Source organism: Luteimonas cucumeris, from assembly GCF_007830035.1.
Classification (GTDB): Bacteria; Pseudomonadota; Gammaproteobacteria; order Xanthomonadales; family Xanthomonadaceae; genus Luteimonas_C; species Luteimonas_C cucumeris.
On the sequence record NZ_VLKN01000006.1, the window covers coordinates 144,207 to 167,362 of the forward strand.

The 23,156-nt window shown below is 66.3% G+C and carries 22 protein-coding genes; 11 read left to right on the plus strand and 11 right to left on the minus strand.

Annotated features, from left to right (window positions below; all coding sequences use genetic code 11):
* Nucleotides 1–44: 44 nt before the first annotated feature.
* Complete coding sequence (locus IP90_RS13175) at nucleotides 45–647, plus strand: hypothetical protein (RefSeq protein WP_158635350.1); 603 nt, start codon at nucleotides 45–47, stop codon at nucleotides 645–647.
* A gap of 62 nt (nucleotides 648–709) precedes the next feature.
* Here the strand turns inward: IP90_RS13175 and msrA are convergent, their stop codons facing one another.
* Both msrA and msrB read right to left on the minus strand, forming a co-directional pair.
* Complete coding sequence (gene msrA / locus IP90_RS13180; protein ID WP_144900113.1) at nucleotides 710–1,420, minus strand: peptide-methionine (S)-S-oxide reductase MsrA; 711 nt, start codon at nucleotides 1,418–1,420, stop codon at nucleotides 710–712.
* 25 nt (nucleotides 1,421–1,445) lie between these two features.
* On the minus strand, nucleotides 1,446–2,024 hold the full coding sequence (gene msrB, locus IP90_RS13185) for a peptide-methionine (R)-S-oxide reductase MsrB (RefSeq protein ID WP_144900114.1): 579 nt from the start codon (nucleotides 2,022–2,024) through the stop codon (nucleotides 1,446–1,448).
* A gap of 174 nt (nucleotides 2,025–2,198) precedes the next feature.
* Here msrB and IP90_RS13190 point away from each other — a divergent pair, with 174 nt between their 5' ends.
* The 4 genes from IP90_RS13190 (at nucleotide 2,199) to IP90_RS13205 (ending at nucleotide 4,332) form a co-directional block, all read left to right on the plus strand.
* Nucleotides 2,199–3,062 carry a helix-turn-helix domain-containing protein gene (locus IP90_RS13190; protein ID WP_144900115.1) on the plus strand — a complete coding sequence of 288 codons (864 nt, stop codon included), beginning with the start codon at nucleotides 2,199–2,201 and terminating at the stop codon, nucleotides 3,060–3,062.
* Between the two features lie 23 nt (nucleotides 3,063–3,085).
* On the plus strand, nucleotides 3,086–3,436 hold the full coding sequence (locus IP90_RS13195) for a VOC family protein (RefSeq protein ID WP_144900116.1): 351 nt from the start codon (nucleotides 3,086–3,088) through the stop codon (nucleotides 3,434–3,436).
* 3 nt (nucleotides 3,437–3,439) lie between these two features.
* The gene (locus tag IP90_RS13200; protein ID WP_144900117.1) at nucleotides 3,440–3,913 is read left to right on the plus strand and encodes a DUF3237 domain-containing protein; all 474 of its coding nucleotides are present in this window, start codon (nucleotides 3,440–3,442) and stop codon (nucleotides 3,911–3,913) included.
* Nucleotides 3,914–3,987: 74 nt separating this feature from the next.
* Nucleotides 3,988–4,332 carry a cupin domain-containing protein gene (locus IP90_RS13205; RefSeq protein WP_144900118.1) on the plus strand — a complete coding sequence of 115 codons (345 nt, stop codon included), beginning with the start codon at nucleotides 3,988–3,990 and terminating at the stop codon, nucleotides 4,330–4,332.
* Nucleotides 4,333–4,335: 3 nt separating this feature from the next.
* Here IP90_RS13205 and IP90_RS13210 read toward each other — a convergent pair whose 3' ends face one another.
* Nucleotides 4,336–5,283: a DMT family transporter gene (locus IP90_RS13210; protein WP_144900119.1), complete on the minus strand. Its 948-nt coding sequence runs from the start codon at nucleotides 5,281–5,283 to the stop codon at nucleotides 4,336–4,338.
* A 1,003-nt stretch (nucleotides 5,284–6,286) separates the two neighbouring features.
* Here IP90_RS13210 and IP90_RS13215 point away from each other — a divergent pair.
* Nucleotides 6,287–7,585 carry an MFS transporter gene (locus tag IP90_RS13215; RefSeq protein WP_144900120.1) on the plus strand — a complete coding sequence of 433 codons (1,299 nt, stop codon included), beginning with the start codon at nucleotides 6,287–6,289 and terminating at the stop codon, nucleotides 7,583–7,585.
* 87 nt (nucleotides 7,586–7,672) lie between these two features.
* Here IP90_RS13215 and IP90_RS13220 read toward each other — a convergent pair whose 3' ends face one another.
* The 4 genes from IP90_RS13220 to IP90_RS13235 form a co-directional block, all read right to left on the minus strand.
* Complete coding sequence (locus tag IP90_RS13220) at nucleotides 7,673–8,935, minus strand: NTP/NDP exchange transporter (RefSeq protein ID WP_144900121.1); 1,263 nt, start codon at nucleotides 8,933–8,935, stop codon at nucleotides 7,673–7,675.
* A 94-nt stretch (nucleotides 8,936–9,029) separates the two neighbouring features.
* A complete protein-coding gene (locus IP90_RS13225) occupies nucleotides 9,030–10,007 on the minus strand; it encodes an aldo/keto reductase (RefSeq protein WP_144900122.1) in 978 nt (325 codons plus the stop codon).
* A gap of 97 nt (nucleotides 10,008–10,104) precedes the next feature.
* On the minus strand, nucleotides 10,105–10,926 hold the full coding sequence (locus tag IP90_RS13230) for a DUF72 domain-containing protein (protein WP_144900123.1): 822 nt from the start codon (nucleotides 10,924–10,926) through the stop codon (nucleotides 10,105–10,107).
* Nucleotides 10,927–11,035: 109 nt separating this feature from the next.
* Nucleotides 11,036–11,845 carry a helix-turn-helix domain-containing protein gene (locus tag IP90_RS13235; protein ID WP_144900124.1) on the minus strand — a complete coding sequence of 270 codons (810 nt, stop codon included), beginning with the start codon at nucleotides 11,843–11,845 and terminating at the stop codon, nucleotides 11,036–11,038.
* Between the two features lie 130 nt (nucleotides 11,846–11,975).
* On the opposite strand from IP90_RS13235, the gene IP90_RS13240 reads away from it, so the two are divergent.
* Nucleotides 11,976–13,595 carry a serine hydrolase gene (locus tag IP90_RS13240; RefSeq protein WP_199753488.1) on the plus strand — a complete coding sequence of 540 codons (1,620 nt, stop codon included), beginning with the start codon at nucleotides 11,976–11,978 and terminating at the stop codon, nucleotides 13,593–13,595.
* Nucleotides 13,596–13,778: 183 nt separating this feature from the next.
* On the opposite strand, the gene IP90_RS13245 is transcribed toward IP90_RS13240, so the two are convergent.
* From IP90_RS13245 to IP90_RS13255, 3 genes are read right to left on the minus strand one after another with little or no spacing between them, the layout of a single operon-like run.
* The gene (locus tag IP90_RS13245) at nucleotides 13,779–15,599 is read right to left on the minus strand and encodes a DUF885 domain-containing protein (protein WP_144900126.1); all 1,821 of its coding nucleotides are present in this window, start codon (nucleotides 15,597–15,599) and stop codon (nucleotides 13,779–13,781) included.
* Between the two features lie 2 nt (nucleotides 15,600–15,601).
* A complete protein-coding gene (locus IP90_RS13250) occupies nucleotides 15,602–16,570 on the minus strand; it encodes a hypothetical protein (protein WP_144900127.1) in 969 nt (322 codons plus the stop codon).
* Entirely contained in the window at nucleotides 16,567–18,759 is a 2,193-nt protein-coding gene (locus IP90_RS13255; RefSeq protein WP_144900128.1) for a M1 family metallopeptidase, read from the minus strand. Before IP90_RS13255 ends, IP90_RS13250 begins: the two co-directional genes overlap by 4 nt.
* Before the next feature lie 133 nt (nucleotides 18,760–18,892).
* Between IP90_RS13255 and IP90_RS13260 the strand changes: the two genes are divergently transcribed.
* Together IP90_RS13260 and IP90_RS13265 are read left to right on the plus strand one after the other, a co-directional pair.
* A complete protein-coding gene (locus IP90_RS13260) occupies nucleotides 18,893–19,243 on the plus strand; it encodes a GFA family protein (protein WP_144900129.1) in 351 nt (116 codons plus the stop codon).
* A gap of 76 nt (nucleotides 19,244–19,319) precedes the next feature.
* Nucleotides 19,320–20,189: a DUF2785 domain-containing protein gene (locus IP90_RS13265; protein ID WP_199753480.1), complete on the plus strand. Its 870-nt coding sequence runs from the start codon at nucleotides 19,320–19,322 to the stop codon at nucleotides 20,187–20,189.
* 98 nt (nucleotides 20,190–20,287) lie between these two features.
* On the opposite strand, the gene IP90_RS13270 is transcribed toward IP90_RS13265, so the two are convergent.
* A complete protein-coding gene (locus tag IP90_RS13270; protein ID WP_144900131.1) occupies nucleotides 20,288–21,214 on the minus strand; it encodes a LysR substrate-binding domain-containing protein in 927 nt (308 codons plus the stop codon).
* Between the two features lie 103 nt (nucleotides 21,215–21,317).
* On the opposite strand from IP90_RS13270, the gene IP90_RS13275 reads away from it, so the two are divergent.
* On the plus strand, nucleotides 21,318–22,226 hold the full coding sequence (locus IP90_RS13275) for a DMT family transporter (RefSeq protein ID WP_144900132.1): 909 nt from the start codon (nucleotides 21,318–21,320) through the stop codon (nucleotides 22,224–22,226).
* Nucleotides 22,227–22,276: 50 nt separating this feature from the next.
* Nucleotides 22,277–23,149: an MBL fold metallo-hydrolase gene (locus tag IP90_RS13280; RefSeq protein WP_144900133.1), complete on the plus strand. Its 873-nt coding sequence runs from the start codon at nucleotides 22,277–22,279 to the stop codon at nucleotides 23,147–23,149.
* Nucleotides 23,150–23,156: the final 7 nt, after the last annotated feature.

Here is a 23,156-nt window from a genome sequence, read left to right on the forward strand (position 1 = left end):
GATCGCACTCGCTTTCGCCCAGCTATCAGGGGAATCGCCAACGCATGAAAACGCTCGTGCTGACCTTGCTCCTTCTTGCCAGCGCGCCTGCGCTGGCCGCCGAGCCGCTGCAGGCATGCGCCATTCCGCAATGGCGCCACCTCTACACCAGCGATCCGCAGGGCCAGGATGCCGGCGGGAGCCGCCAGCATCTGCTGGATGCCTTGCGTCGCGGCAGTCCGCTGCGCGTGGGTTGGGGCGAGGCGGACGCCGACGGCAAGTGGGCGGTGGAAGAATTCGCCGATGCCGGGTTCACCAATCTGATGAACGGCCGCGATGTCGTCGCGCAGCTCGACAGCGCGATGATCCAGACCGATTACACCGATGCGACCAAAGCCGGCCTACGCGATCCGGCGCTGCGCTGGCATGCGCTCGCATCGACGGACGGGCGCCTGGAAGCGCTGATGGTGGAAGTCGCCACGGGCAAGGTGACGCGCAAGCTGGTGCAGCGCACGCATTTCCACTGGTATGCGTTCGCACCGGATCCTGCCTGCGATGCGAGGCCGGCGATCAACAGCGCGCCGCGCGGACGCATGAACGAATTGATTTTCGACAGCCGCAAAGCCGAACCTGCTTCTGCACCTGCACCTGTAAAGCCAGCGAAGTAACGCCTTTCAAGCCGTCATTCCCGCTTTCGCGAGATGACGGCTGCAAGCAGAGCCAATAATCCTCAGCGCACGCTGACCGCGATCGGCTCAGGCCGATATAGCTTGGGAAACTGCTGCTTCAACGCCACCACTTTTGGCGCATCGTTATGGACGATGTACGGATCGTTCGGATGCAGCCGCGCGTAATCCTGGTGATAGGCCTCGGCCGGATGGAACTTCTGCAGCGGCACCAGCTGGGTGACGATCGGCGACGGAAACGCCTTCGCCGCATCGAGTTGTGCCACGTAGGCCTGCGCGATCCGCTTCTGCTGCGCATCGCCGTAGAAGATCGCTGACCGATACTGCCTGCCGCGATCCGGACCCTGCCGGTTCAATTGAGTCGGATCGTGCGCGACCGAAAAAAACACCTTCAGCAACTGGCCATAGCTGATCTGCGAAGGGTCATAGACTACCTTGACGACCTCCGCATGGTCGCTGCGACCGCGGCTGACGGCATGGTAATTGGCATCGTCCGCGTCGCCGCCGGCGTAACCGGACGAAACCTGTCGTACGCCTTTTACGTGTTCGAACACCGCTTCGACGCCCCAGAAACAGCCGCCGGCAAGTACCGCCGTCGCGCTGTCACTGGTGGAGAATGGCGGGTCGATCTCAGGATCCGGCAACGCCACCGGCTTGCTGCTGGCGATGCCGGCATTGCAGGCCAGCAATGCGGTGCAGACGGCGGCAGCCAGCAGTGCGCGGAGGGAGCAGCGGGCAAGAGTGCGGATGTCCATTGGGGGCTCCAGTGGCGGCGGGTGCTCAGGTGGCCCTGGCAAACCTGAGCGCGACCGAATTCATGCAATAGCGCAGGCCGGTGGGTTTCGGGCCATCGTCGAAGACATGGCCCAGGTGCGCATCGCAGCGAGCGCAGGAAACGCCGGTGCGGACCATGCCGAACGTGCGGTCCTCGTGTTCGTGGACGTTCCCGCGCGCGATCGGTTGCCAGAAGCTCGGCCAGCCGGTGCCGGATTCGAACTTGGTGGCCGAATCGAACAGCGCGGTATCGCAGCAGATGCAGCGGAACACGCCCTTGTCGTGCACGTCCAGCAGCGCGCCGGAGTAGGCGCGCTCGGTGCCGGCGCGGCGAGTGACGTTGAACGCGGCGGGCGAGAGCTGCCTGCGCCACTCGGTCTCGGACTTGACCAGTTTCGGTACGGTGACGCTGCGCAGCCGCCTGCCGTCATCGGAAAATTCGACCAGCGTGACCGGCCCGGACGCCGCTGCGTTCGCGCTGGCGGCGGCCACGGCCGGACTCTGCCGGCTGCAACCGAACACGAAGCCGGCGAGTGTCAGGGTCGAGGCGATCACGAAGCGGCGGCGGGGTTCTGCGGTAGGCATGTCGTTTGCGATCATGATGGCCGAGCCAAGGACACGGATAGGTGGACCGATGCGGGCGTAGCAGGTTCCGCTTCGGCCGGAACCGTATTCATCTTCGCACGGTGCCAAACGCAGGATTTGGCCCGGTTTCATCAGGTTAGACCTGCGTCGATGAACGCCGGTGTAGGCTTGGGCATGGCCGGAATCCTGTTCCGTAACGCTTCGCTTGCCGTGCTGGACTATCGCTGCAGCGCCGGACCGGACAGCCGGCCGTATGTGGAGTCGTTCGGCAGCCACTCGGTGTCGTACGTGCGCAAGGGCAGTTTCGGCGTATGCAGCCGCGGCCGGGCGCATGAACTGGTCGCTGGCGCGATTTTGATCGGATACCCGGGCGACGAATTCATGTGTACCCATGATCACCACGCCTGCGGCGACGAATGCCTGTCGTTCCACCTGTCGCCGGCGCTGGTCGAGACGCTTGGCGATCGCATCGACACCTGGCGCCTGGGATGCCTGCCGCCGCTTCCGGAACTGATGGTGTGGGGAGAAATGGCACAGGCCGTGGCGGAAGGTCGCAGCGATATCGGCATCGACGAAATCGCGCTGGCGTTCGTGGCGCGTTTCATCGACCTGGCGTCCGGGCAGCGACGCGAACGCTGGCGCTCGCGTTCGCCGCAGGCGCGGGCGCGCGACCACCGGCGCGCGGTCGAAGCGGCGCTGTGGCTGGATTCCCATTGCACTACGGACGTGGACCTGCAGCAGGCCGCGGAAATCGCCGGCCTCAGCCCGTTCCATTTCCTGCGCCTGTTCGCGGATGTCACCGGCGTCACGCCGCACCAGTACCTGGTGCGTGCGCGACTGCGCCGTGCGGCGCGGATGCTGGCCGTCGATGGGCGTGCGATCACCGATGTCGCGTTCGATGCGGGTTTCGGCGACGTGTCCAACTTCGTGCGGACCTTCCATCGTGCCGCCGGCGCTTCGCCGCGGCACTTCCGGCAGGCCGCGCGCGGCGATCGCAAGATTCTCCAAGAACGGCTGGTCGCGAGCGCGCGACGATAGATCCTCCCGCACAGGAGGTTGCCATGTACGACCATATCGGCCTGAAAGTGAAGGACGTCGCGGCCAGCGTCCGTTTCTACGCCGCGGCGCTGAAGCCGCTCGGCCACGCGATCGACGATTCCGGTACCGGCTTCGGCCCGCCCGGCGAACCGGCGTTGTGGCTGTATGCGCAGCCGTCGTCCGGCAGCGGCGTGCACCTGGCGTTCAAGGCACGGGATCGCAGCGCGGTGGATCGTTTCCACGCCGCCGGCCTGGAGGCGGGCGGGCGCGACAATGGCAAGCCCGGCGTGCGCAGCGACTACAGCCCCGACTACTACGCCGCATTCCTGCTCGACCCCGACGGCAACAATGTCGAAGCCGTCTGCATGGAGTAGATCATGTCCAGGGCCACGGTCCAGCTGCACAACGACTATCTGCTGACGCTGCATGCGCCGATGGCGGGACCGCCGTTGGCGGTCGACGACGCGCTTACGATCTTCCACAGCGACAGCGGCTGGGCGAAGGGTCCGCGGATCGAGGCCGCGATCGTCGCGCCGACCGGCGACTGGCTGCGGACGATGCCCGACGGCACGCTGCAGGTCGATGCGCGAATGACCCTGCGCACCGGTGACGATGCCCTGATCCACGTACGTTATGGCGGCGTCATCCGCATGTCGCCGCAGCAGTACCAGGCGATGGGCGCGGGCGCGACGTTGACGTCGGACGATATCTATTTCGTGATCGCGCCGGTGTTCCAGACTTCGCATCCGGCTTACCTGTGGTTGAACCAGGTGCAGGCGATCGGCAAGGCGGTCGCGGTGAAGGGCGGTGACGGCGGCTACGTGGCCTACGACGTGTTCGCCATCCGCTGAGGCGTGCCCGCCTGCATGCGGAATTGACGCCGCGCCGCGTACCTTGGCGTTCCCGGATTCGACGGCTACGACGCATGCAGCGCAAATCGCTGAGGTTCGGAAAGGGCTTCCGTGTCGCTTTCAGCGTGCGCAGGGCACAGGCGGCGGAAATGGTGCTGGCGCCCGGCGATTGCGAAGGCGACGAGGACAATCGCCATCGCGGCGCCGACCAATGGCTGTACGTGGTGTCGGGCACCGGCGTCGCCACCGTGGAGGGCAGGCGCGTGCCCTTGAAGACCGGTACGCTGCTGGTGATCGAGAAACGCGAGCGCCACGAAATCCGCAACACGGGGCGCACCTTGCTGAAGACGCTGAACTTCTATTACCCGCCGGCTTTCGATGGCGAGGGCGATCCGGTCGGACCCGGCCGCGAACACTGAGCGTCAGTCCGCCGCGCCCTTGGCTTCGGAAGTCGCCAGCACTTCGGGGTGCTGCAGGCGCCTGGGCCGGCCGATCAGTGGATAGACCAGCACGGCGGCCAGGATGATGGCCACGCCCAGATAGAACTGCGGCGTCAGTTCGCGTTGTTCGTTGAGCAGCAGGATCGCCAGGATGATGGCGTAAACCGGCTCCAGGTTGATCGCCAGCTGCGCGGCGAAGGCGCTCATGTGGCGCAGCGCCACCAGCGACAGCGCGAACGGAAGCAGGGTGCAGGCCAGCGCGAGGGCGAGCAGGTAGCCGGCGTCCTGGAGGCCGGGCAGCGCGAACAGGTCGCCGGAGAATGCGGGAAAGACCAGCGGCATCAACGGCGCCAGCAAGGTCAGCAACAGCACGCCGGCGCCGAGTTCCAGCGCGGTCACCGTCAGCGGATCGCCATGCTCGACCAGGCGCTTGTTGAGCGAACCGAACAGCGCCACCAGCAACGCCGACAAGACCCCGATCGCGACGCCCAGGCGCATGTCGGCGGGCACGCCGCCGACCACGAGGACCACGCCGGGCAGCACCGCGATGCCGAGCAGCACGTCGCGCAGCGAGAACGGGCGCCGTACCAGCCACGGTTCCAGCAGCGCGGTCATCGGCGTCGCCAACGCGATGCAGGTGGCGCCGACGGAGGCGTTGGACAGCTTGATCGAGCCATAGAAGGTCAGCCAGTGCAGCGCGACCAGCACGCCGATGCCGCAATAGGCCAACGCCAGTCGCGGCGACATTGCGCGCAGGCCACGCCACACGCGTGGCACCAGGGCCAGTACCGCCACCACCAGCAGCATGCGCCACCACACCAGCGGCAACGCCGGCAGCGTGATCAGTTTGCCGAAGATGGCGGTGAAGCCCCACAGCAGTACACAGGCGTGGATCTGGAACTGGGCTTTGGTGGTGGGGGTCATTGGCATGTGCGCATTATGCGGCCGACGCGTTGCGTCACTCCCGGTTGGAAGAGATTGATGGCGCAGCGAGCCTGCTGTTGCTGTTTGCTTTTTTAGCCGTCATCCCCGCGAGGGCGGGGATCCAGCGACTTGCTCTTGCCGTTGAAGGGGCGACGCGTTTGCCGACCTCCGGTCGGGTTTGACCAGCCTACGGCTGTTGTAAAGCGCTTCCGCCTGCTACCGCAGTCGGGTCACTTTCTCTTGATGGGGCCAAGAGAAAGTAACCAAAGAGAAGGCCCCTCCCCGACAAGTCAATCCGGCCAGTTGGGGAGTGGCGCGCGATTTTCCGACTCGCCCTCCTGGCTCGGTCGGAAAACGGCGGCCATCCATGGCCGCCGCCCTTCGGGTCTATGGAGTAGCTCGGATCGCTGACAGTTCGTGCCAACAGCCAACAGCCGCGGCTAAGCCCAAATAAATTGGCAGACTGCGAAGGACACGCAAGCGCGGTGATCTGATTTCAAGCGAGAACAAGAAGATCATTCGCGATGAAAGCTGCACCGAACTAGCGCCCATTGAGTGCAACGCCTGCCAAGCCGGCTTCGGGCCCTTTCTTTGGTTACTTTCTTTGGGCCAGCAAAGAAAGTGACCCGACTGCGGTAGCAGGCGGAAAAGCCGACCCGCAAGGGTCGGGAACTTGCGTCGTTGCGGCCACTCGCTCCTACGCTCTTGCCGCAAACTGCAGAGTTACCGCCCACGTTAGCGGGCGGAAGCGCTTTACAACAGTCGCAGCTAGTCAAAGCCGATCCGCAAGGGTCGAAGACTTGCGTCGTTGCCGACAAAAAATAGCTCCTCCGCTGCCATCCCGGTCGCCGTTCAGCAGGAATGCCAAACGTACGCGGACTGTCGTGATCGCATCTCAGATCAAGCAACGAGGTTGGTTAGTTGGGCTTCCAGCCTGAGGACCCCGCTGGACGCCAGCAGCCGGAAGATGCGATGTTCCGCGCCTGCGACTCATGCACGGAATCCCGGAATGAATGCCATTGACGCCATCGCCGCCGGCCGGCAGCGGCCGTTCGATCGTCGCGACGCCAAGACGCTGGCGTTGTCGGCGCTGGGCGGTGCACTGGAGTTCTACGATTTCGTCGTCTTCGTGTTCTTCACCAAGACGCTGGGCGTGCTGTTCTTTCCGCCGGATACCGCGCCGTGGCTGTCGCAGTTGCAGGTGTACGGCATCTTTGCCGTCGGCTACCTGGCGCGACCACTGGGCGGAGTGGTGATGGCGCATTTCGGCGATCTGGTCGGGCGCAAGCGCATGTTCACGCTCAGCGTGTTCCTGATGTCGGTGCCGACGCTGTTGATCGGCCTGCTGCCGACCTATGCGCAGATCGGCCTGCTTGCTCCGCTGCTGCTGTTGTTGCTGCGCGTGGTGCAGGGCATCGCTGTCGGCGGCGAAGTGCCCGGCGCATGGGTGTTCGTGGCCGAGCACGTGCCGCCGCGTCGTGTCGGTTTCGCCTGCGCCAGCCTGACCTCGGGCCTGACCGCGGGCATCCTGATCGGTTCGCTGCTGGCGGCGTGGATCAACAGCCGCTTCACTCCGGAGCAGGTGCAGGACTTCGTCTGGCGCGTTCCGTTCCTGCTGGGTGGCGTGTTCGGGTTCATCGCGGTCTACCTGCGGCGCTGGTTGCACGAGACGCCGGTGTTCACCGAGATGCGCGAGCGCAAGCAGCTGGCCAGCCGGTTGCCGCTACGCGAGGTGCTGGCGAACCATCGCGGCAGCGTGCTGTTGTCGATGCTGGCGACGTGGATGCTGACCGCGGCGATCGTCGTGGTGGTACTGATGACGCCGACCCTGGTGCAGTCCTCGTTCCAGTTGCCGGCGGCGCTGGCGTTCCATGGCAACAGCATCGCCACCCTGTGCCTGGTGATCGGCTGCCTGGTTGCCGGGTTGGCGGCGGACCGGTTCGGCATGGCGTTGGCGTTGCTGGTCGGCGCTGCGGGGCTGGCGGCCAGCACCTACGCGTTGTACCTGCACCTGGCGACGGGTGATGCGACGCATTTCATCGCGCTGTATGCGCTGGCCGGATTCTTCACCGGTGTCGTCGCGGTGGTGCCGACGGTGATGGTGGCGGCGTTCCCGGCACGGGTGCGGTTTTCGGGCCTGTCGTTTTCCTACAACGTGGCGTACGCGATCTTCGGTGGATTGACGCCGCCGCTGATCGGCTATCTGTCGCAGACGGTCGGCGGCCTGGCACCCGCACATTACGTGGCGTTGACCAGCGCGATCGGCATGGCCGTCGCTTTGTACCTGCTGCGACGTCCGCTGTCGTAGGCGGAGCCCGGGCCCACCACCAACCCTCCGTAATCTCAACTGCAATTCCGCTGCAGGCGGGCTCGAAGCGGCGGACCTGGAACCGCCCTACGTCAAGCGCCGGTGCATGCGTGCGAGCACGCCGCCATTGAACGCCCACAGCAGCGCCAACGCGGCGCCCAGCAATGCCGCCACGGCCGGCTGCTGCGCCAGCAGGTCGACGCCGGACTTGACCCAGGCACTGACCGCATCGGCGCCGCGGTAGACCACGGTGTCGACGAAATTCTTGGCCTTGTACTTCGCCTCCGGCGTGACCGCGGTCCACAGCATCTCCCGGCCCGGGCGCACGAAGGCATACTCGCCGGCGCGGCGTACCACCATGACGATCGCCAGCACCGCGAAAGTCGGCGCGAACGCCAGCCACAGGAAACCAAACATCGCCACCACCGGCACTGCGACCAGCAGTACGCCGACACCGAGCCGCTGCGCCAGGCGGCCGGTGATGAACAGCTGCGACAGGATCGCCAGGCTCTGCACGATCGCATCGATGGTGCCGAACACCCGGGTCTGGTCGGCCTTGTCCGGGAAGTTGAGCTCCACCAGACGTGCCTGCTCGAAGTAGAGGAAAGTGGTGACGCTGGCCAGCAGCAGCACGAACGCCGCGATGCCGAGCATGAAAGGCGAGCGCAGCACTTCGGTCGCGCCGGCGAACGGGCTGCCGCCGAGTGGACGCTGCCGCTGCAGGGTTTCCTCTGCCGACAATGGATGCGCATCGCGCCAGTGCTGCACCCGTCGTGCGGCGCCAGCGGCCGCCAGCAGGAACACGGCGGACAGGAACAACAGTCCGGCGTGGCCGATGCGTTCGACCAGCAGCACCGCGAGCAGCGGTCCGGTCAGGCCGCCGAGGCTGGCACCGGCGGCCATCAGTCCGAACAGGCGCTTGGCCTGGCCGACGGCAAACAGGTCGACCAGCACGCTCCAGGCCACCGAGATCGCGATCATGTTGAAGACCGAAATCCAGATGTAGAACGTGCGTGCCAGCCAGACGTTGTCCGGCTGCGCCAGGAAACCGAACGCGAACGCCGTCAGGTTGAGCGCGAAGAAGCCGAACACCCAGTACAGGATCCGGCGCCGCCGCACGCGCGCGGCGACCCATCCGAACAGCGGCATCGCCGCCAGCGTGGCCACGAAGGTGCCGGTGAACAGCCATTGCAGGTTGTCGACGCCACCGGTGATGCCCATCGTCTCGCGCACCGGCCGCAGCATGAAATAGCCCGCGAACAGCAGGAAGAACATCAGGAAGCCGGCGGTGACGGCGCCGGCTTCTTCGCTTTCGAGGTTGAACAGGCGGGTCAGCCAGCGGCGTAGCATGCGCGGATTCCTTGTCTTTTGCCTTCAGCCGTCATTCCCGCGAAGGCGGGAAAGACGGCCTGGGAAGCGGAGCGCTTTCAGGCTTCAACTGGCGTCAGCCCAATGCCGCGATCAGTGCTGCGCGCTGCTTCTCGTCGAGCACTCCGCCGACGCCGGCCTTCAGGTTGTCGGTCTGGTTCTTCGGCTTGGACGTCGCCGGAATCACCACCGTCACCTCCGGCTGGCTGAGCACGAACTTCAGGAACAGCTGCGCCCAGGAATCCGCGCCCACGTCTTTGGCCCAGTCCGGAACCGGCTTGCCCTTGACCCGGCCGAACAGGTCGCCGTCCTCGAATGCGCGATTGATCATCACCGCGATGCCCAGTTCCTTGGCAAGCGGGAAGATGCGCTGCTCGGCGCCGCGCGATACGGGCGAATAGTTGATCTGCACGAAGTCCGGCTTGAACTTCTGCATGGCGTCGGCCAGTTCCTCGTGCGCGCGTTCGACGTAATGCGTCAGTCCGGTGTACTTCACCTTGCCCTGCTGCTTCAGCTCGCGGGCGAGCTCGAACTGGGTCGCGGTGTCGCGCAGGTTGTGGACCTGCAGCAGTTCGACCTTGTCGGTGCGCAGCCGGCGCAGGGAATCATTGAACTGCGTCAGGCCTTCGTCGCGGCCGCTGACGCCGGACAGCTTGGTGGCGAGGAAGATCCTGTCGCGGGCCTTGGCCTCCGCCAACAGGTCGCCGAGCACGTCCTCGGCGCTGCCGTAGGTTGGCGCGGTGTCGATCACCGACGCACCAGCGGCGACGAAGCGTTTCAGCACCTCGCGCAGCGGATCCCGTTCGGCCACTGCGGAGCCGACTTCGAAACTGCCGGACGTGCCCATGCCGATCGCCGGGACCTGCTCGCCGCTGGAAGGAATCGTGCGCTTGATCAGCGTGCCTGAGAACGGCGTGTCGGCGGTGGCGGCGAGCGGTGTTGCGGTGGGGTTCGCGGCAGGTGTTGTTTCCTGGCTGCATGCGGCCAGCGGCATCAGCGCGATGGCGGTGGCGGACAGGGCGGTGCTGGCGAGGAAATCGCGACGCGTGTGCATGGCTGTCTCCTGTGGGAAGTCGGCCGATGATGCGTCAATCTCGGACAAGGCCACGTGAGTCGACAGTGCCGAATGGCAGGGTCACCACACCCTTGGCTCAGGGGCTAAAGGCTTCCGCTGGAGCGAGGCCCAGTTGTTGCTGCAAGGCCATCGCGGCGGCCGGATTGCGCTCCTTGGCGGCGCTGATGAAATAGATGAACACGTCGCGTGGCCGCGTCGGCGCGCTCACCACAGGATCGATGCGCGGCAGGTCGTCCGCTTCGCCGCCACTGGCCCATTGGCGGGCGCGCCGTGCCCAACGCTCGAGGTCGACCTTCGCATAGCCGGTGGCGATGTCGGATTGCGCGCGCATCAGGCGTGCGTAGACGAAATCGGCGGTGATGTCGGCAAAGGACGGATGATCGGGCGAATCGGTGAACACCGTGGCCATGCCGCATTGTCGCGCCAGTGCCAGGAAGCGATGGTCGACGAAGCCGGGATTGCGCACATCCAGGGCATGCCGCAGCGTGCGACCGTCCGCGGCCTTCGGAAGCAGTTCGAGGAAGGCGGCGAAATCCTCGAAGTCGATGTTCTTCCCGCGTTCGAACTGCCACACCAGCGGTCCGAGCTTGGCACCCAGTTCAGCGATGCCGGAAACGAAATCCTCGATCTGTGCACCGGCTTTCGCCAGCACGCGCGAAGCCATGATGCGTTTCGGCGCCTTGGCGGAGAACAGGAAGCCTGCAGGCGTTTCGTCGCGCCATTTCGCGTACGTCGCAGGTTTCTGCGCGCCGTAGTAAGTGCCGTTGATCTCGATGGCGGTGACGTGGCGGCTGGCATATTCCAGCTCGCGTCGTTGCACGAGGCCGGGCGGATAGAAATTGCTGCGCCACGGCACGTAGGTCCAGCCGCCGATGCCGATGCGGATGTTCGTATCCATCGGCCTATCGTACTACCGGCTTGCAGCGCAGGAAAATCGCGCTGTAAATCCCCTGCGTCGTTGGCATGCGCGATGAATCATCATTGACACGGTCTTGCAGGTCGCGACGTCAATCCAATGGTACGTGATGGCGGTGAGGACCCCGCTGCGCGAGGTACGCCGTGGGGGTGAGGCCGGAGAATGCCCGGAATTCGTGCACCAGGTGCGGCTGGTCGTGGAAACCGCAATCGATCGCGACGGCCGCCCAGTCCACCGACGCGCTGCCCTGCACCTGGCCTAGCAGATGGTGGAAGCGCTGCAACCGGGCATAGCGTTTCGGCGACATGCCTACCTGTTCGCGGAACAGTTCGCCGAAACGGCGTGGCGACAGCTGGCAATCGGCCGCGATGGCATCGATGCGCTGCACCTGCGGGCACGCGTCGAACGCGCGCAGCGCATGGGCGATCACAACGTGCGGCGACGCCGCACCGCCCTTGTGCAGTAGCCAGGCGTGCACGATCCGCAACCGCGCCGCGGCATCGGCGGCCTCGAGAAGGCGCCGCCGCAATGTACGCGCGCTGCCGCTGGCCAGCGCATCGAGGTCGACATGGGCATTGACCAGCAGGTCCATGCGTTCGCGGAACAGAGGCGCAGCGCCACCTGCGCGGAACACGACACCCATCACCGCCACCTGTTCGGCGGTATCGATGATGAAGCTGCGGTTCGAGGGCGCATCGAACGCCGCACCGGCCTGGCGCTGGCAGGCGAGGGCATCGTCGTAGACGCGGGTTTCGTCTTCGGCCAGGTTGATGGTGAGCTGGGCCTTGGCCGACGGCAGCATCCGCTCCAGGCGATGCGGCGTTGCCGGCATGTCCCAGTCCCAGATCATCTCGACCATCGACGACAGCGGCGCTGCAGGGAGGAGAGTGGTGAATCCCATTCCGAATTCCGGTGGAAATCCGCCTGCAGGGTAGCGCACCAACCGATGGCATGGGGTCATCGCGACGGGCCTGACTACAATGGCCCGGCCAATTCCATCCAGGGGGTTCCGTATGCCTGCTGTCTCGCCGATGTTGCGCGGCGCCTGTTTCGTGTTGTTGTCGGTCGCCGGCTGCAGCGGCGTGTTCGCCGCGGAGACGCCGGCTCCCGTAGCCGGAACCCCGGCAGGCCTGCAGGACTTCGACGCCTACGTCGAGCGCGTGCGCGAGCAGTTCGACGTGCCGGGCATCGCGGTGGCGATCGTCAAGGACGGCGAGATCGTGCTCGAGCGCGGTTTCGGGGTACGCAAGATCGGCGACGACACACCGGTCGACGCGCACACGCTGTTTGCGATCGCTTCCAACACCAAGGCGTTCACCGCGGCATCGCTGTCGATCCTCGCCGACGACGGCAAGTTGAAACTGGACGATCGCGTCATCGACCATCTGCCGTGGTTCCAGATGTCGGATCCCTACGTCACCCGCGAGATGCGCATCCGCGACCTGCTGGTGCACCGCAGCGGCCTGAGCCTGGGCGCGGGCGACCTGCTGTTCTGGCCGGCGACCACCTACAGCACGCGCGAGATCGTCGAACGCCTGCGCAGCGTGCCGCTGACCGGCAATTTCCGCAGCCAGTACGCCTACGACAACATCCTGTATGGCGTGGCGCAGCTGGTGATCGAACAGGCCAGCGGCATGAGCTACGAGAAGTTCCTGCGCACGCGCATCTTCGAACCGCTGGGCATGGACGCGACGCGCTTCAACAGCGACGCGCTGCGCCCGGGCGACAATGTCGCCATCGGCCACGCCAAGTCAGACTTCAAGGACCTCAAGCCAGTACCGATGATGTCCTGGTCCAACGTGGCCGCCGCCGGTGGCATCTACTCGAGCGTGCACGACCTCACCAAGTGGATGAACACGCAGCTGGCCGGCGGTGTGATCTCCGGCGAAGGCGACGATGCCAGGCGCCTGTTCAGCGCCGGGCGGCAGAAGGAGATGTGGTCGATCATCACCCCGATCCCGATCCGCGAACCTTCGGTGCCCGAACTGGCCGCCGCCACGCCGAACTTCTCCGGCTACGGCGAAGGCTGGAACCTGTCCGACTATCGCGGCGAGAAGCTGGTCTGGCACACCGGCGGCTGGCCGGGCATGGTGTCGCGGCTGACACTGGTGCCGAATCGCAACCTCGGCGTGGTGGTGTTGACCAACGCCGAGATCGGCGCCGCGTTCAACGCGATCACGTTGCGCGCGCTGGACGCGATGCTGGACGCGCCGGCAACCGATTGGGTGGCGGCCTACGCCGCGGCCACGGCCAAGTCGCAAGGCAAGGCCGACGAGGACTGGAACAAGCATGTCGCCGCACGCGACGCGAATTCGAAGCCGTCGTTGCCGCTGGCGCAGTACGCCGGTACCTACCGCGATCCGTGGTACGGCGGCGTGGCGATCACGCAGGGCGGCAAGGGCCTGCAGATCCAGTTCTCCAAGACTGCGCAGCTGCTCGGCGACCTGGAACACTGGCAGCACGACGTGTTCCTGGTGAAGTGGCGCGACCGCTCGCTGAACGCGGACGCCTTCCTCAGCTTCGCGCTGACGCCGGACGGCAAGATCCGCGAGGTGCGGATGGAACCGGTGTCGCCGCTGACCGACTTCAGCTTCGATTTCCAGGACCTGCGGCTGGTGCCGGTGGAGAAGGACAAGCCGGAGAAGAATTAGTCCGGCGCGCATCGGAGCTCTGAAAGGAGCTCCTTGCGTATCAATGCGAAAGTAGCGCCGTAGCGTGCGCTGCGCGCACGACTCCCACCGCATCATGCGGCGGAATTCGCGTCAACTAAGGGAGGCGCCGTGCGCACAGCGCACGCTACCCGGCGCATGCGGGATGCGCCGGGTGGGACTGATCTAACGGATCGGTTCGTCGAGCATCAGCTGGCGTACGAAGCGCACCGGCGGGGCGCCGAACGATAGCACCTTGTCGTGGTAGGCCTTGAGGTCGAACTTGTCGCCCTGCCTGGCTTCGACCGCCTGGCGCATGTCGAAGAATTCCTGGGCACCGACGAAGTAGGTCGGCAACTGCGCCGAGGTCAGCTGCGCGCGCACCCATTTGCCGGCGGCTTCGCTTTCCTGCTGGAACGCCTGCTTCGTCATCAGTTCCATCGCCTGTTCGCGCGTCCAGTCGTCGACGTGCACGCCCTGGTCGAGGATCGCGTTGGCGATCGTGCGCAGGTAGAACTTCAGCTGCACCAGGCGGAACAGCGGATCGTTTTCGAGGTAGCCGGCATCGGCCATCATGTCCTCGGTATAGACCGCCCAGCCTTCCGCGAACAGGCCCGAACGCAGCACCGCGCGCAGCGTCGACGGCGATTTCACCGAATGCGCGCCTTCCAGGTAGTGGCCCGGCATCGCCTCGTGGATCGACAGCAGGTGGATCATGCGGTCGTTGTACTCGCGCAGGAACGAGTCGACCTGTTCGTCGTTCCAGTCGTCCGGGATCGGCGAGATCGCGTAGTAGGTGTCCAGGCCCTTGTCCAGCGGACCGGGCGAATCGGCATAGGCGACCGCCACGCCGCGCTGGAATTCCGGCATCAGGATGATCTTGACCGGATCGTCCGGCACGGTGACCAGGTCCTTGGCGCGGGTGAACGCGGTGGCATCGGCCAGGGTCTTCTTGGCGAAGTCCACCACCTGGTCGCGCGCAGGGCGCTCGGCGTAGGCGAGTTCCAGCGCTGCTTCGATCGCCTTCTGCCGCTGATCGTCGCTCGGTGCATCCGGCGTTTCCGGTGCGCCGGGCTTGTCCTTCAGCACGGTGCGCGCGATGTCGTACATCTCGGCGCGCACGCGCTTGAGTTCGGCCTCGGCGCGCTGGCGGATCTCGGCGCGTGACAATGCCGAGTTCAGCGAGAACTGCAGCTTCTCGTCATAGAGTTTCTGGCCGATGCGGAAATCGCCCTTGGCATTCGGCACCAAAGTCTTGTCGAGCCAGGTCTGCTGCTCGGCCACCGCCTCGCGCAGGCTGGCGACGGCAGCGTCGAGCTGCTTGCGCTCGTCGCCGGCCAACTGGTCGGCGTTGGGCAGGATGAAGGTGTCGATCAGGCTGAGCACGCCGGCGTTCTGCTTTGCGACCGTCTTGGCGTGGATCTCCGGCACGCGCGCCGGATCGAGGTTCTCTCGCGCCTGCGCGAAGATCGTCGGGATCTGCTGCATGCGTGCCGTGGTGGACTTCAGTCGTTCCGACATCGGCGCGTATTCGCGTGCCATCAGGTTGTAGATCGCGCTGCCAGCGAGGCCGCTGTACACCTGCGGGTCCCAGGCCCAGCTCTGGAACGTCTCGATGTTCCAGATGTCGCCACGCAACTGGTTGCGCAGGATCATGGCGTCGACCTGGTTGCCGCGCGACAGCTGGCTGGCATCGATCGCGTCGAGTTCGGCCAGCATCTTCCGGCTGAAATCCAGGCTGCGCTGGCGACCGGCGGCACTGAGGTCGTCGACCTGCGCGTCGAAGCGATGGTCGCCGATCTGGGTGGCGCTCACCGGATTCAGCTGCAGCCAGCCATCGAGCCAGCGCCGGGAGAGGTCGGCGAACTTCGCGTCCTGTTCGGACGCGGTCGTGGTTGCAGTCGCAGGCTTGGCTTCTGGCGCCGCCGCCGAGGATGGAGCCTCACTGCCCTGGCAGGCGGCGAGGGTGGCGGCGAGCACGGCCGCGGCGAGCAGGTTGACGCGCATGATCAGGCACCCACCGGTTCGGATTGCTGCATGGACAGGTATTCATCCGTGTTGGTGACCGGGGCCTGGGCCGTCGTCGCCGCGACCGGCGTGGCAACGGTTGTCGCCGCCAGGTCGGCGTAGCCGTACAGGCGCGCGATGCGGCCCCAGGCCAGCATCACCACCGCGAGCTCGGCCAGCAGCAGGCCGAGCAGGAAGCCGCCGATGCCGGCGCCGTCGACGTTGAGGCGCCACAGCCCGAACAGCGCTGCCAGCACGTAGCCGACGGCACTGCTGCCGAGATAGACGATCAACGACGCCAGCGGACGGCGCAGGACCAGTTTCGTGCCGCGCCACCACGCGCGCAGCACGCTGCGCAGGCTCGTGTCGGCGCCGAGCCAGCCGCGCCCGGCCTCGACCGTCATGTGCGCGAATACGAACAACACAGCCAGCACGATCATGCCGACGCGCTCCGTGCTTTCGACTTCGGAAGCGAGGATGGCGGTGTCTGCGCCCTTGCTGGCCATGTTCATCGCGGCCGCGCCCAGTCCCACCGCGATGCCCAGCGGCACCAGCGACCACAGCATCATCCGCAGCATCCGCCCGTACTCGCTGAAGCCGCCGTGCAGCAGTTCGCCCATGCCGAGGCGGCGTCCCGAGCGGATTGCGGCGACCACCATGCCGGTCAGCCATGGCGACAGCAGCAGGGTCAGCAGCGTGGCCAGCGTGGCGCCGATGGTGACGCCTGCCATCGCACCTTCCATGCCGGTGATGCCGTCGATCAGCAAAGGCAGGTCGTCGCCCGAGGCGATGGCCGATGCATGCGGCGACTGTCCCCACTGCGCCTGCAGTCCGGTCCACAGCGGCGCGGCGACCAGCAGGGTCGGCAACCATAGTGCCAGCAGCCACCACAGCAGCAAGCGCCATTGCAGCGCGCCCTTGAGGCCGGAGATCAATGCGGCGAAGCCGCCGCGGCGTGTCGGATTGTTCATAGGCTCACCAGCAGTGCGTAGAAGTTCTGCAGCAGGGCGGCGATGTCGCCGGTCCAGCGGCGCGTGGCGGAACGGTCGCTTTCCAGCGTGCGGCCGTCGTCGAGTTTGCTGCTGTCCAGGTTGATGTTGCGGTCCGGATCCAGCTGCGCCGACACCGCCTTGCTGGGCCTGGTCCAGCTGAAGCGCTGCCAGGGCTTGCTGCCGCTCCAGCGCACCGTCTCGCTGCTGCCGTCGGCGAACTTCACCCGCAGCACCTGCGGCACGTCGGCGCCTTCGCGTCGCACCAGCACCGTGGTGCGGTACGGGAACGGGCCTTCGCCGTCCTTCGCCTTCGGATTCTGCTTTTTCCAGGCCTCACGCTTGTCGGCGATGGCCTTTTCCAGCGCCTTGCTGGTCACTTCGACGCGCTTGCCCTTGTGCTCGACATAGCCGGGTGCCGGCAGCGCTTCCTTGCTGGAAAACTCGGCGATGCTGTCGTCGACCTTGCTCGTCGCATAGACCTGTTGCGCGAAGGCCTGCTCGATGGCATCGCGCTGGCCGGTGCTTTCGATCAGCGCCTCGCGGAAGTCGGCGATGCTGGGATGGCGGAACTTCCACTTCGCGTAGTAATGCTTGAACGCGCGCTCCATCGCTTCCTTGCCGATGCGCTGTTCCAGGTCGTGCATCATGGTCGCGGTGCGCGAGTACACCGTGCCGTAGCTGCGGCTGGACATGCGGTTCCAGGAATTCTGGCCCAGCGCGTCGGCGGGATTGCCGGTCATCGCGCCAAGGCGTTCGGTATCGAAGCCGGCGAACGACGGCGCGAAGCCGATCTTCTTCAGCCACGGCGTGGTGGCATGGATGCGCTGCTTGCGCTCGCGCAGCATGCGCTGGTCCCAGTACTCGTTGAGACCCTCGTCCAGCATCGGCTCCTCGAACTCGTTGGAGGCGAGGATGCCGTAGAAGTAGCCGTGGCCGAACTCGTGGATGGTGACGAAGTCCAGGCCGTAGCGGGTGAGGGTGTCCGGCTCCACGTCCTTGTAGCTGGAGGCGGTGAAGAAGGTCGGGTACTCCATGCCGCCGGCTTCGTCCGCGTTGTATGGCGGCACTACCGCGGTCACGGTCTTGTACGGATACGGGCCCAGCGTGCGCGAGAAGTAGTCCAGCGAATCGATCGTGGCCTGCAGTACCGGCTGCGCGTTCGACTCGTATTCCGGGTGGTACAGCACGCGTACCTTCACCGGGCCGTACGCGCCCTTGTAGACGCCGTCCAGCGGCTTGGCGTAGCGCTTGTCCGCGGTCCAGGCGAAATCGTGCACGTCGTTCTGCACGAAGCGGTGGGTGACGTTGCCGTCGCGTTCCACCGGGGTGCCGGTTTCTTCGCCGGTGGCCCCGACCGTATAGCCCTTGGGCACGGTGATGCGCACGTCGTATTCGCCGAAGTCGGCGTAGAACTCGCTGTGCATGTGGAACTCGTGCACGTTCCAGCGCGGTTCCGTGGCGCCGCGTTCGCCGGGCAGTTCCAGCACGCCGATCTTCGGGAACCACTGTGCGACCAGGTGGAAGCTGTCGTAATAGCCGGTGCGCGCGGTGACGCGCGGCAGTTGGTTGAAGAAGTCGATGTCCAGCGTGGTGCTTTCGCCGGGTGCGACCGCTTGCGGCAGGTCGAGGCGCACCACCGTGCGATCCGTCTTCGGGCCGCCGTCGGGCTGCACGAAACTCCAGCGCACCGGCTGGCCGTTCTGCTGCACGCGCCTGAGCTTGCTGTAGCCCCAGTCGCCATCCTCCACCGGTACGTCGCTGCGGAACTCGAAGTTGAGGTTGCGCTGTTCGGTCATGAAGGTGCTGCCCGAGCCCTCGAACGCATTGAGGTACAGGTGCAGGTAGACCGCGCATACCGGCTGCGCGCTGCGGTTGCGCCAGGTCAGTTTCTGTTGGCCGTCGAGCGTGTGCTTGACCGGGTCGAGCGTGACGTCGATGTCGTAGCGCACCACGCGATCTGACAGCGTGGCGGCATCGTCGCCGCGCGGGCCGCCCCAGGCGTCCGCCGCGCTGGGTGCGGTGACGGCCGCGGCGTTCGCGTCTGCGAACGGAATCTCGGTGCAGCTGTCTGTTGCGGGCACGGCCGTGGCCGTCGCCGGCTGCGCCGCCGCGGCCGTGGCGTGCAGACAGACGAACAGGGCCAGCGCCGCAAGGGCGGTATTTCGCATGGTGGTGGTTCCCCGGGAGAGCAACCCCGGAGACTGCGTCAATCGCCGTGCGCCGGCAAGTGCGACCGTCGGCGGATGCGCCTGCCGGCATGACGCGGTATCTTTCCCGGTCCTCATTCCATGGGCATCCGCGATGAAACATCAGGGAAGCTGCCACTGCGGACGCGTCGCGTTCGAACTGGAAGGCGATGTCGGCGAAGCGATCGACTGCAACTGTTCGATGTGCCGCCGCCGCGGCGGCCTGCTGGCCTTCTTTCCGCGCGAGGCGTTGACGCTGACCACGCCGGAAACGGATTACGCGACGTACCGGTTCAACAAGGAACAGATCGCGCACCATTTCTGCCCCAACTGCGGTGTGTCGCCTTTCAGCGACGGCGTCGATCCGCGTTCGGGCGCGAAGATCGCCGCGGTCAACCTGCGCTGTCTGCCAGACGTCGACCTGTCGCAGCTCAAAGTCACGCCGGTCGACGGCGCGAGCTTCTAGGTACGGCCAATCCCGTGCGGCGAGGCTTGTTCCGCCGGCGTGATCGCTGGCTGCAGTCGTCATGAGGAGAACACCCTTGCGCCACGCGATCTGCATTGCCCTGTGCCTGCTGTCGGCGCCTGCGTTGGCGCAAACCTGCCCGCCGGCCGGGTGGGACGAGGCTTCCCTGCAGGCGCTGAAGGCATCGAAGTTCGTGTTGTCCGATGCGGCCGAACGGCGGAAGCTCGCGGACGGACTGTTGGCCTGCCTCGGCGATCCCGATCCGGAACTGCGCGATGGCATCGCCTACGACGCGCTGGCACAGTGGCTGCGTGCCGGCGATTTCGACGCCGCTGCGCTGCGCAGCCAGCGCGACCGGCTGTATGCGATGCTCGATGGAAACGACGTGCAGGGTTTCCGCGGTCCGTTCGCGGCACTGGTGTTGTCGGAAGTCGCACGGACCGATCGCATCCAGCCGTGGATGACGCCGGAAGAACGCGCGGCGATGGTGGAGCGCGCCGCGGCCTATCTGGAATCGATCGACGACTACCGCGGCTACGATGCGACCGAAGGCTGGCGCCATGGCGTCGCGCATGGCGCCGACTGGCTGATGCAGTTGGCGCTGAATCCGGCGCTGGATCGTGCGCAGCTCGAGCGCATTCTTGCGGCAGTCGCTGTGCAGGCTGTGCCGGTCGACGGACCGGCCTATGTTTTCGGTGAGCCTGCCCGGCTGGCGCAGCCGGTGTTGCATGCGGCCCGGCGCGGCCTGTTGTCCGAGTCCGATTGGCAGGCGTGGTTCGCGGCGTTGTCCGCCAGGCTGGGCAAGCGCGGTGATGGGCAGCTAGCCTGGCTGGCGCGGATGCACAACCTGAAGGCTTTCCTGACCCACCTCTACGTGGAAACCGATCGCAGCGACGATGTGCAGGTCAGGGCATTGAAGCCGGTTGTCGCCGGCGCGCTGAAGTAGGTCCAGAAACCGCGACGGCCGTTGCGCGCTTCATCGATGCTTGTATAGCGCAGTGTGCCGCTGCCATCCATGTCCGGAAGCAGCGGGCAGGCCCGGCACTACACGGCCGGACCAGCCTGCGCGCCAGGCGGCAGCGGCGTGTTCTCGTCCTGGGCTTCGTGCTTGAGCCATTCGATGAAGATCGCCGCATTGGCCGTCAACGGCCGGTGCGCCGGATGCACGGCGTAGTACGCGAAACGGGTTTTCAGCGCCGGGCCCGGCAGGCGCACCAGTTCGTAGCGCTGCAGGTAGGGCATGGCGATGTGCTTGCGCGCCAGCGCCGCACCGATGCCGTAAACGGCCGCGCGCATGACGTCGGTGCTGTCGCTCATCAGGTGCATGTCCGGCAGGCGCAGGCCGCGCAGGCCGGCGGCGCGGAACCAGTCGCGCCAGCCCTGCAGCGCATGGTCGGACAGCAACGGCAGATCGGCGATCTGCCGTGGTTCGCTGATCTGCGCCAGGCCGGGCAGGGCGGGCGATGCCACCGGGAACAACTCGTCGTCCATCAGGTGATGGGCGCTGAGTCCCGGCCAATGGCCCGGACCGTGCCGGATTGCCAGGTCGGCGCCGCCCTGGTCGAAACGCGTCAGCGCGACTTCGGTCTCGATGCTGATCCGTATCCGCGGATGCGCCGCGCAGAACCGTGACAGGCGCGGCAACAGCCAGCAATAGGCCAGCGAGTGCAGCGTGTTGATGCGCAGGCGTTCGTTGCCGCGGGACTTGCCCAGCGATTCGGCCACCGCTTCCAGGTCGGCTACTGCCACCGAGGCGGCATCGGCCAGCAGCCGGCCCTCGCCGGTCAGCGTGACGCCGCGCGCATGGCGCTGGAACAGGGCCACGCCCAGCATGCCTTCCAGCTTGCGCACGTGGTGGCTGACCGCGCTGGCGGTCAGGTGCAGTTCCTCGGCGGCATGGGCGAAATTCTGGTGCCGCGCCGCGGCGGCGAAGACTCCGAGGGCGGGCAACAGGCTCGGTCGCAGGTTCATGTCGAGACAACAATCTGGTTTGTGGCTCCGTTGCAAAGTATGCGCTTGTGCGCCTTGCGCGGGAACGGAGAATGATTTGCAGCCCCCACGTTGGATTGCAGGCATGACTAGCGCCGATTGCAGCGTCACTTCGACCCCGGTCCTTGCGCGCCCTGCGGTCCGCGACTGGATGACGCCGCTGGAACTGGTGGTGCTGGGCGCGATCTGGGGCGCCTCGTTCCTGTTCATGCGGGTCGCGGCCAATGATTTCGGCGCCGTCCCGCTGGTGGAAGTGCGCCTGGCCCTGGGTTCGCTGGTGCTACTGCCGTTCCTGTGGCGCGCGCGCACGCAGTTCCCGGCTCGGCTGTGGCCGAAGCTGGCGCTGATCGGCGCGATCAATTCGGCGATTCCCTTCATCCTGTTCGCCTGGGCCGCACAGCGTGCGCCGGCCGGCGTCGGTGCGATCGCCAACGCGATGACGGTGCTGTTCACGGCGCTGGTCGGCTTCCTGTTCTTCGGCGAGAAGATCGGCAGCCGCCGCGCAGTCGCGCTGTTGGCCGGTTTCGCGGGCGTGGTGGTGTTGGCCAGCGGCAAGGTCGCGGGTGCGAGCGTTGGCTGGGCGGTGGTCGCCGGCGCGGCCGCGGCTTTCCTCTACGGCATCGGCATCAATCTCGTGCGCCGGCATCTCACCGGACTGCCGCCGGCGGCAGTGGCGAGCGCGACGCTTGGCATGGCGGCGTTGCTGACCTTGCCCTTTGCCGTCGCGTACTGGCCCCAGGATGCGATCCCCGTGCGCTCGTGGTTCTCGGCCGCGATGCTGGGCGTGCTGTGCACCGGCATCGCCTTCGTCATGTACTACCGGCTGATCGCGCGCATCGGTGCCAGCCGCGCCTCGACCGTCACCTACCTCGTGCCGTTGTTCGGCGTGGCCTGGGCGTGGATGCTGCTCGACGAACCGTTGACGCTGAGCATGGGCATCGCCGGCGCGATGATCCTGGGCAGCGTGGCGTTCAGCCAGCGCGCGCAGAAATAGATTCCACGCGAAGAATCCGCGCGGTTTCCGCGCCCATCGAGAACTTCCTCATGCCGGCGATCCGTGATTCGCAGGGTCTGTTGTCGCGTCGAGATTTCCTCAATTGCCTGGCCGCGGCGACTGCCGCAGCAGCGCTGCCGTTCGCCCGCGGCAGTGCCGCGCAGACACCCTTGCAGCCCGCATTGCGTGCGCAGCGACTGGCCTGGGCCGGCGTGCGCCTGCAACTCGACAAGGCCACGTTGTTCCTCGATCCGCTGATCGATCCAGGGGTCTGGGGCAGTGCGCTGCAGGATCCGCTGATTCCGGTCGCGGTCGAGACAGGAGACCGCTACGTGCTGGCGACGCACCGGCATGGCGATCACTGCGATCCCGTCGCGATCCGCCAGGCGCTCGGCAGCAACGGCACCTTGCTGATGGCGGCGAGCGCGGGCAGCCCGGTCAATGGCGATTTCCGTACGCGTCTGGCACCGCTGTACGAGCCGCAGGTGCTCGGCGATTTCACCGCAACCGCCGTGCCGGCTGCCGATGGCTATGGCGATGCGCAGGTGTCGTGGATCGTGTCCGGCGGCGGACGCCGCGTCATCCATTGCGGCGATACCTTGTGGCACGGCTCGTGGTGGCAGATCGGCCGGCAGTACGGGCCCTTCGATGCCGCCTTCCTGCCGATCAACGGCGCCAGGTTCTCGTGGCGCAAACCGGCCAGCGAAATCAGCGCGGTAATGACGCCGGAGCAGGCCGTGGCAGCGGCCGTGGTGATGGGCGCCCGGCAGATCGTGCCGATCCATTACGGCGTACGCGGCGCCGAAGGCTACAGCGAGCTGCCGGACGTCGAAGCGCGGCTGATCGAAGTGGCGTCGAGGCGCGGCGTAGGAGTCGAGGTGCGACGCCCCGGCGAATGGCTGGCATGGCAACCCAACGGGTGAGGACGAC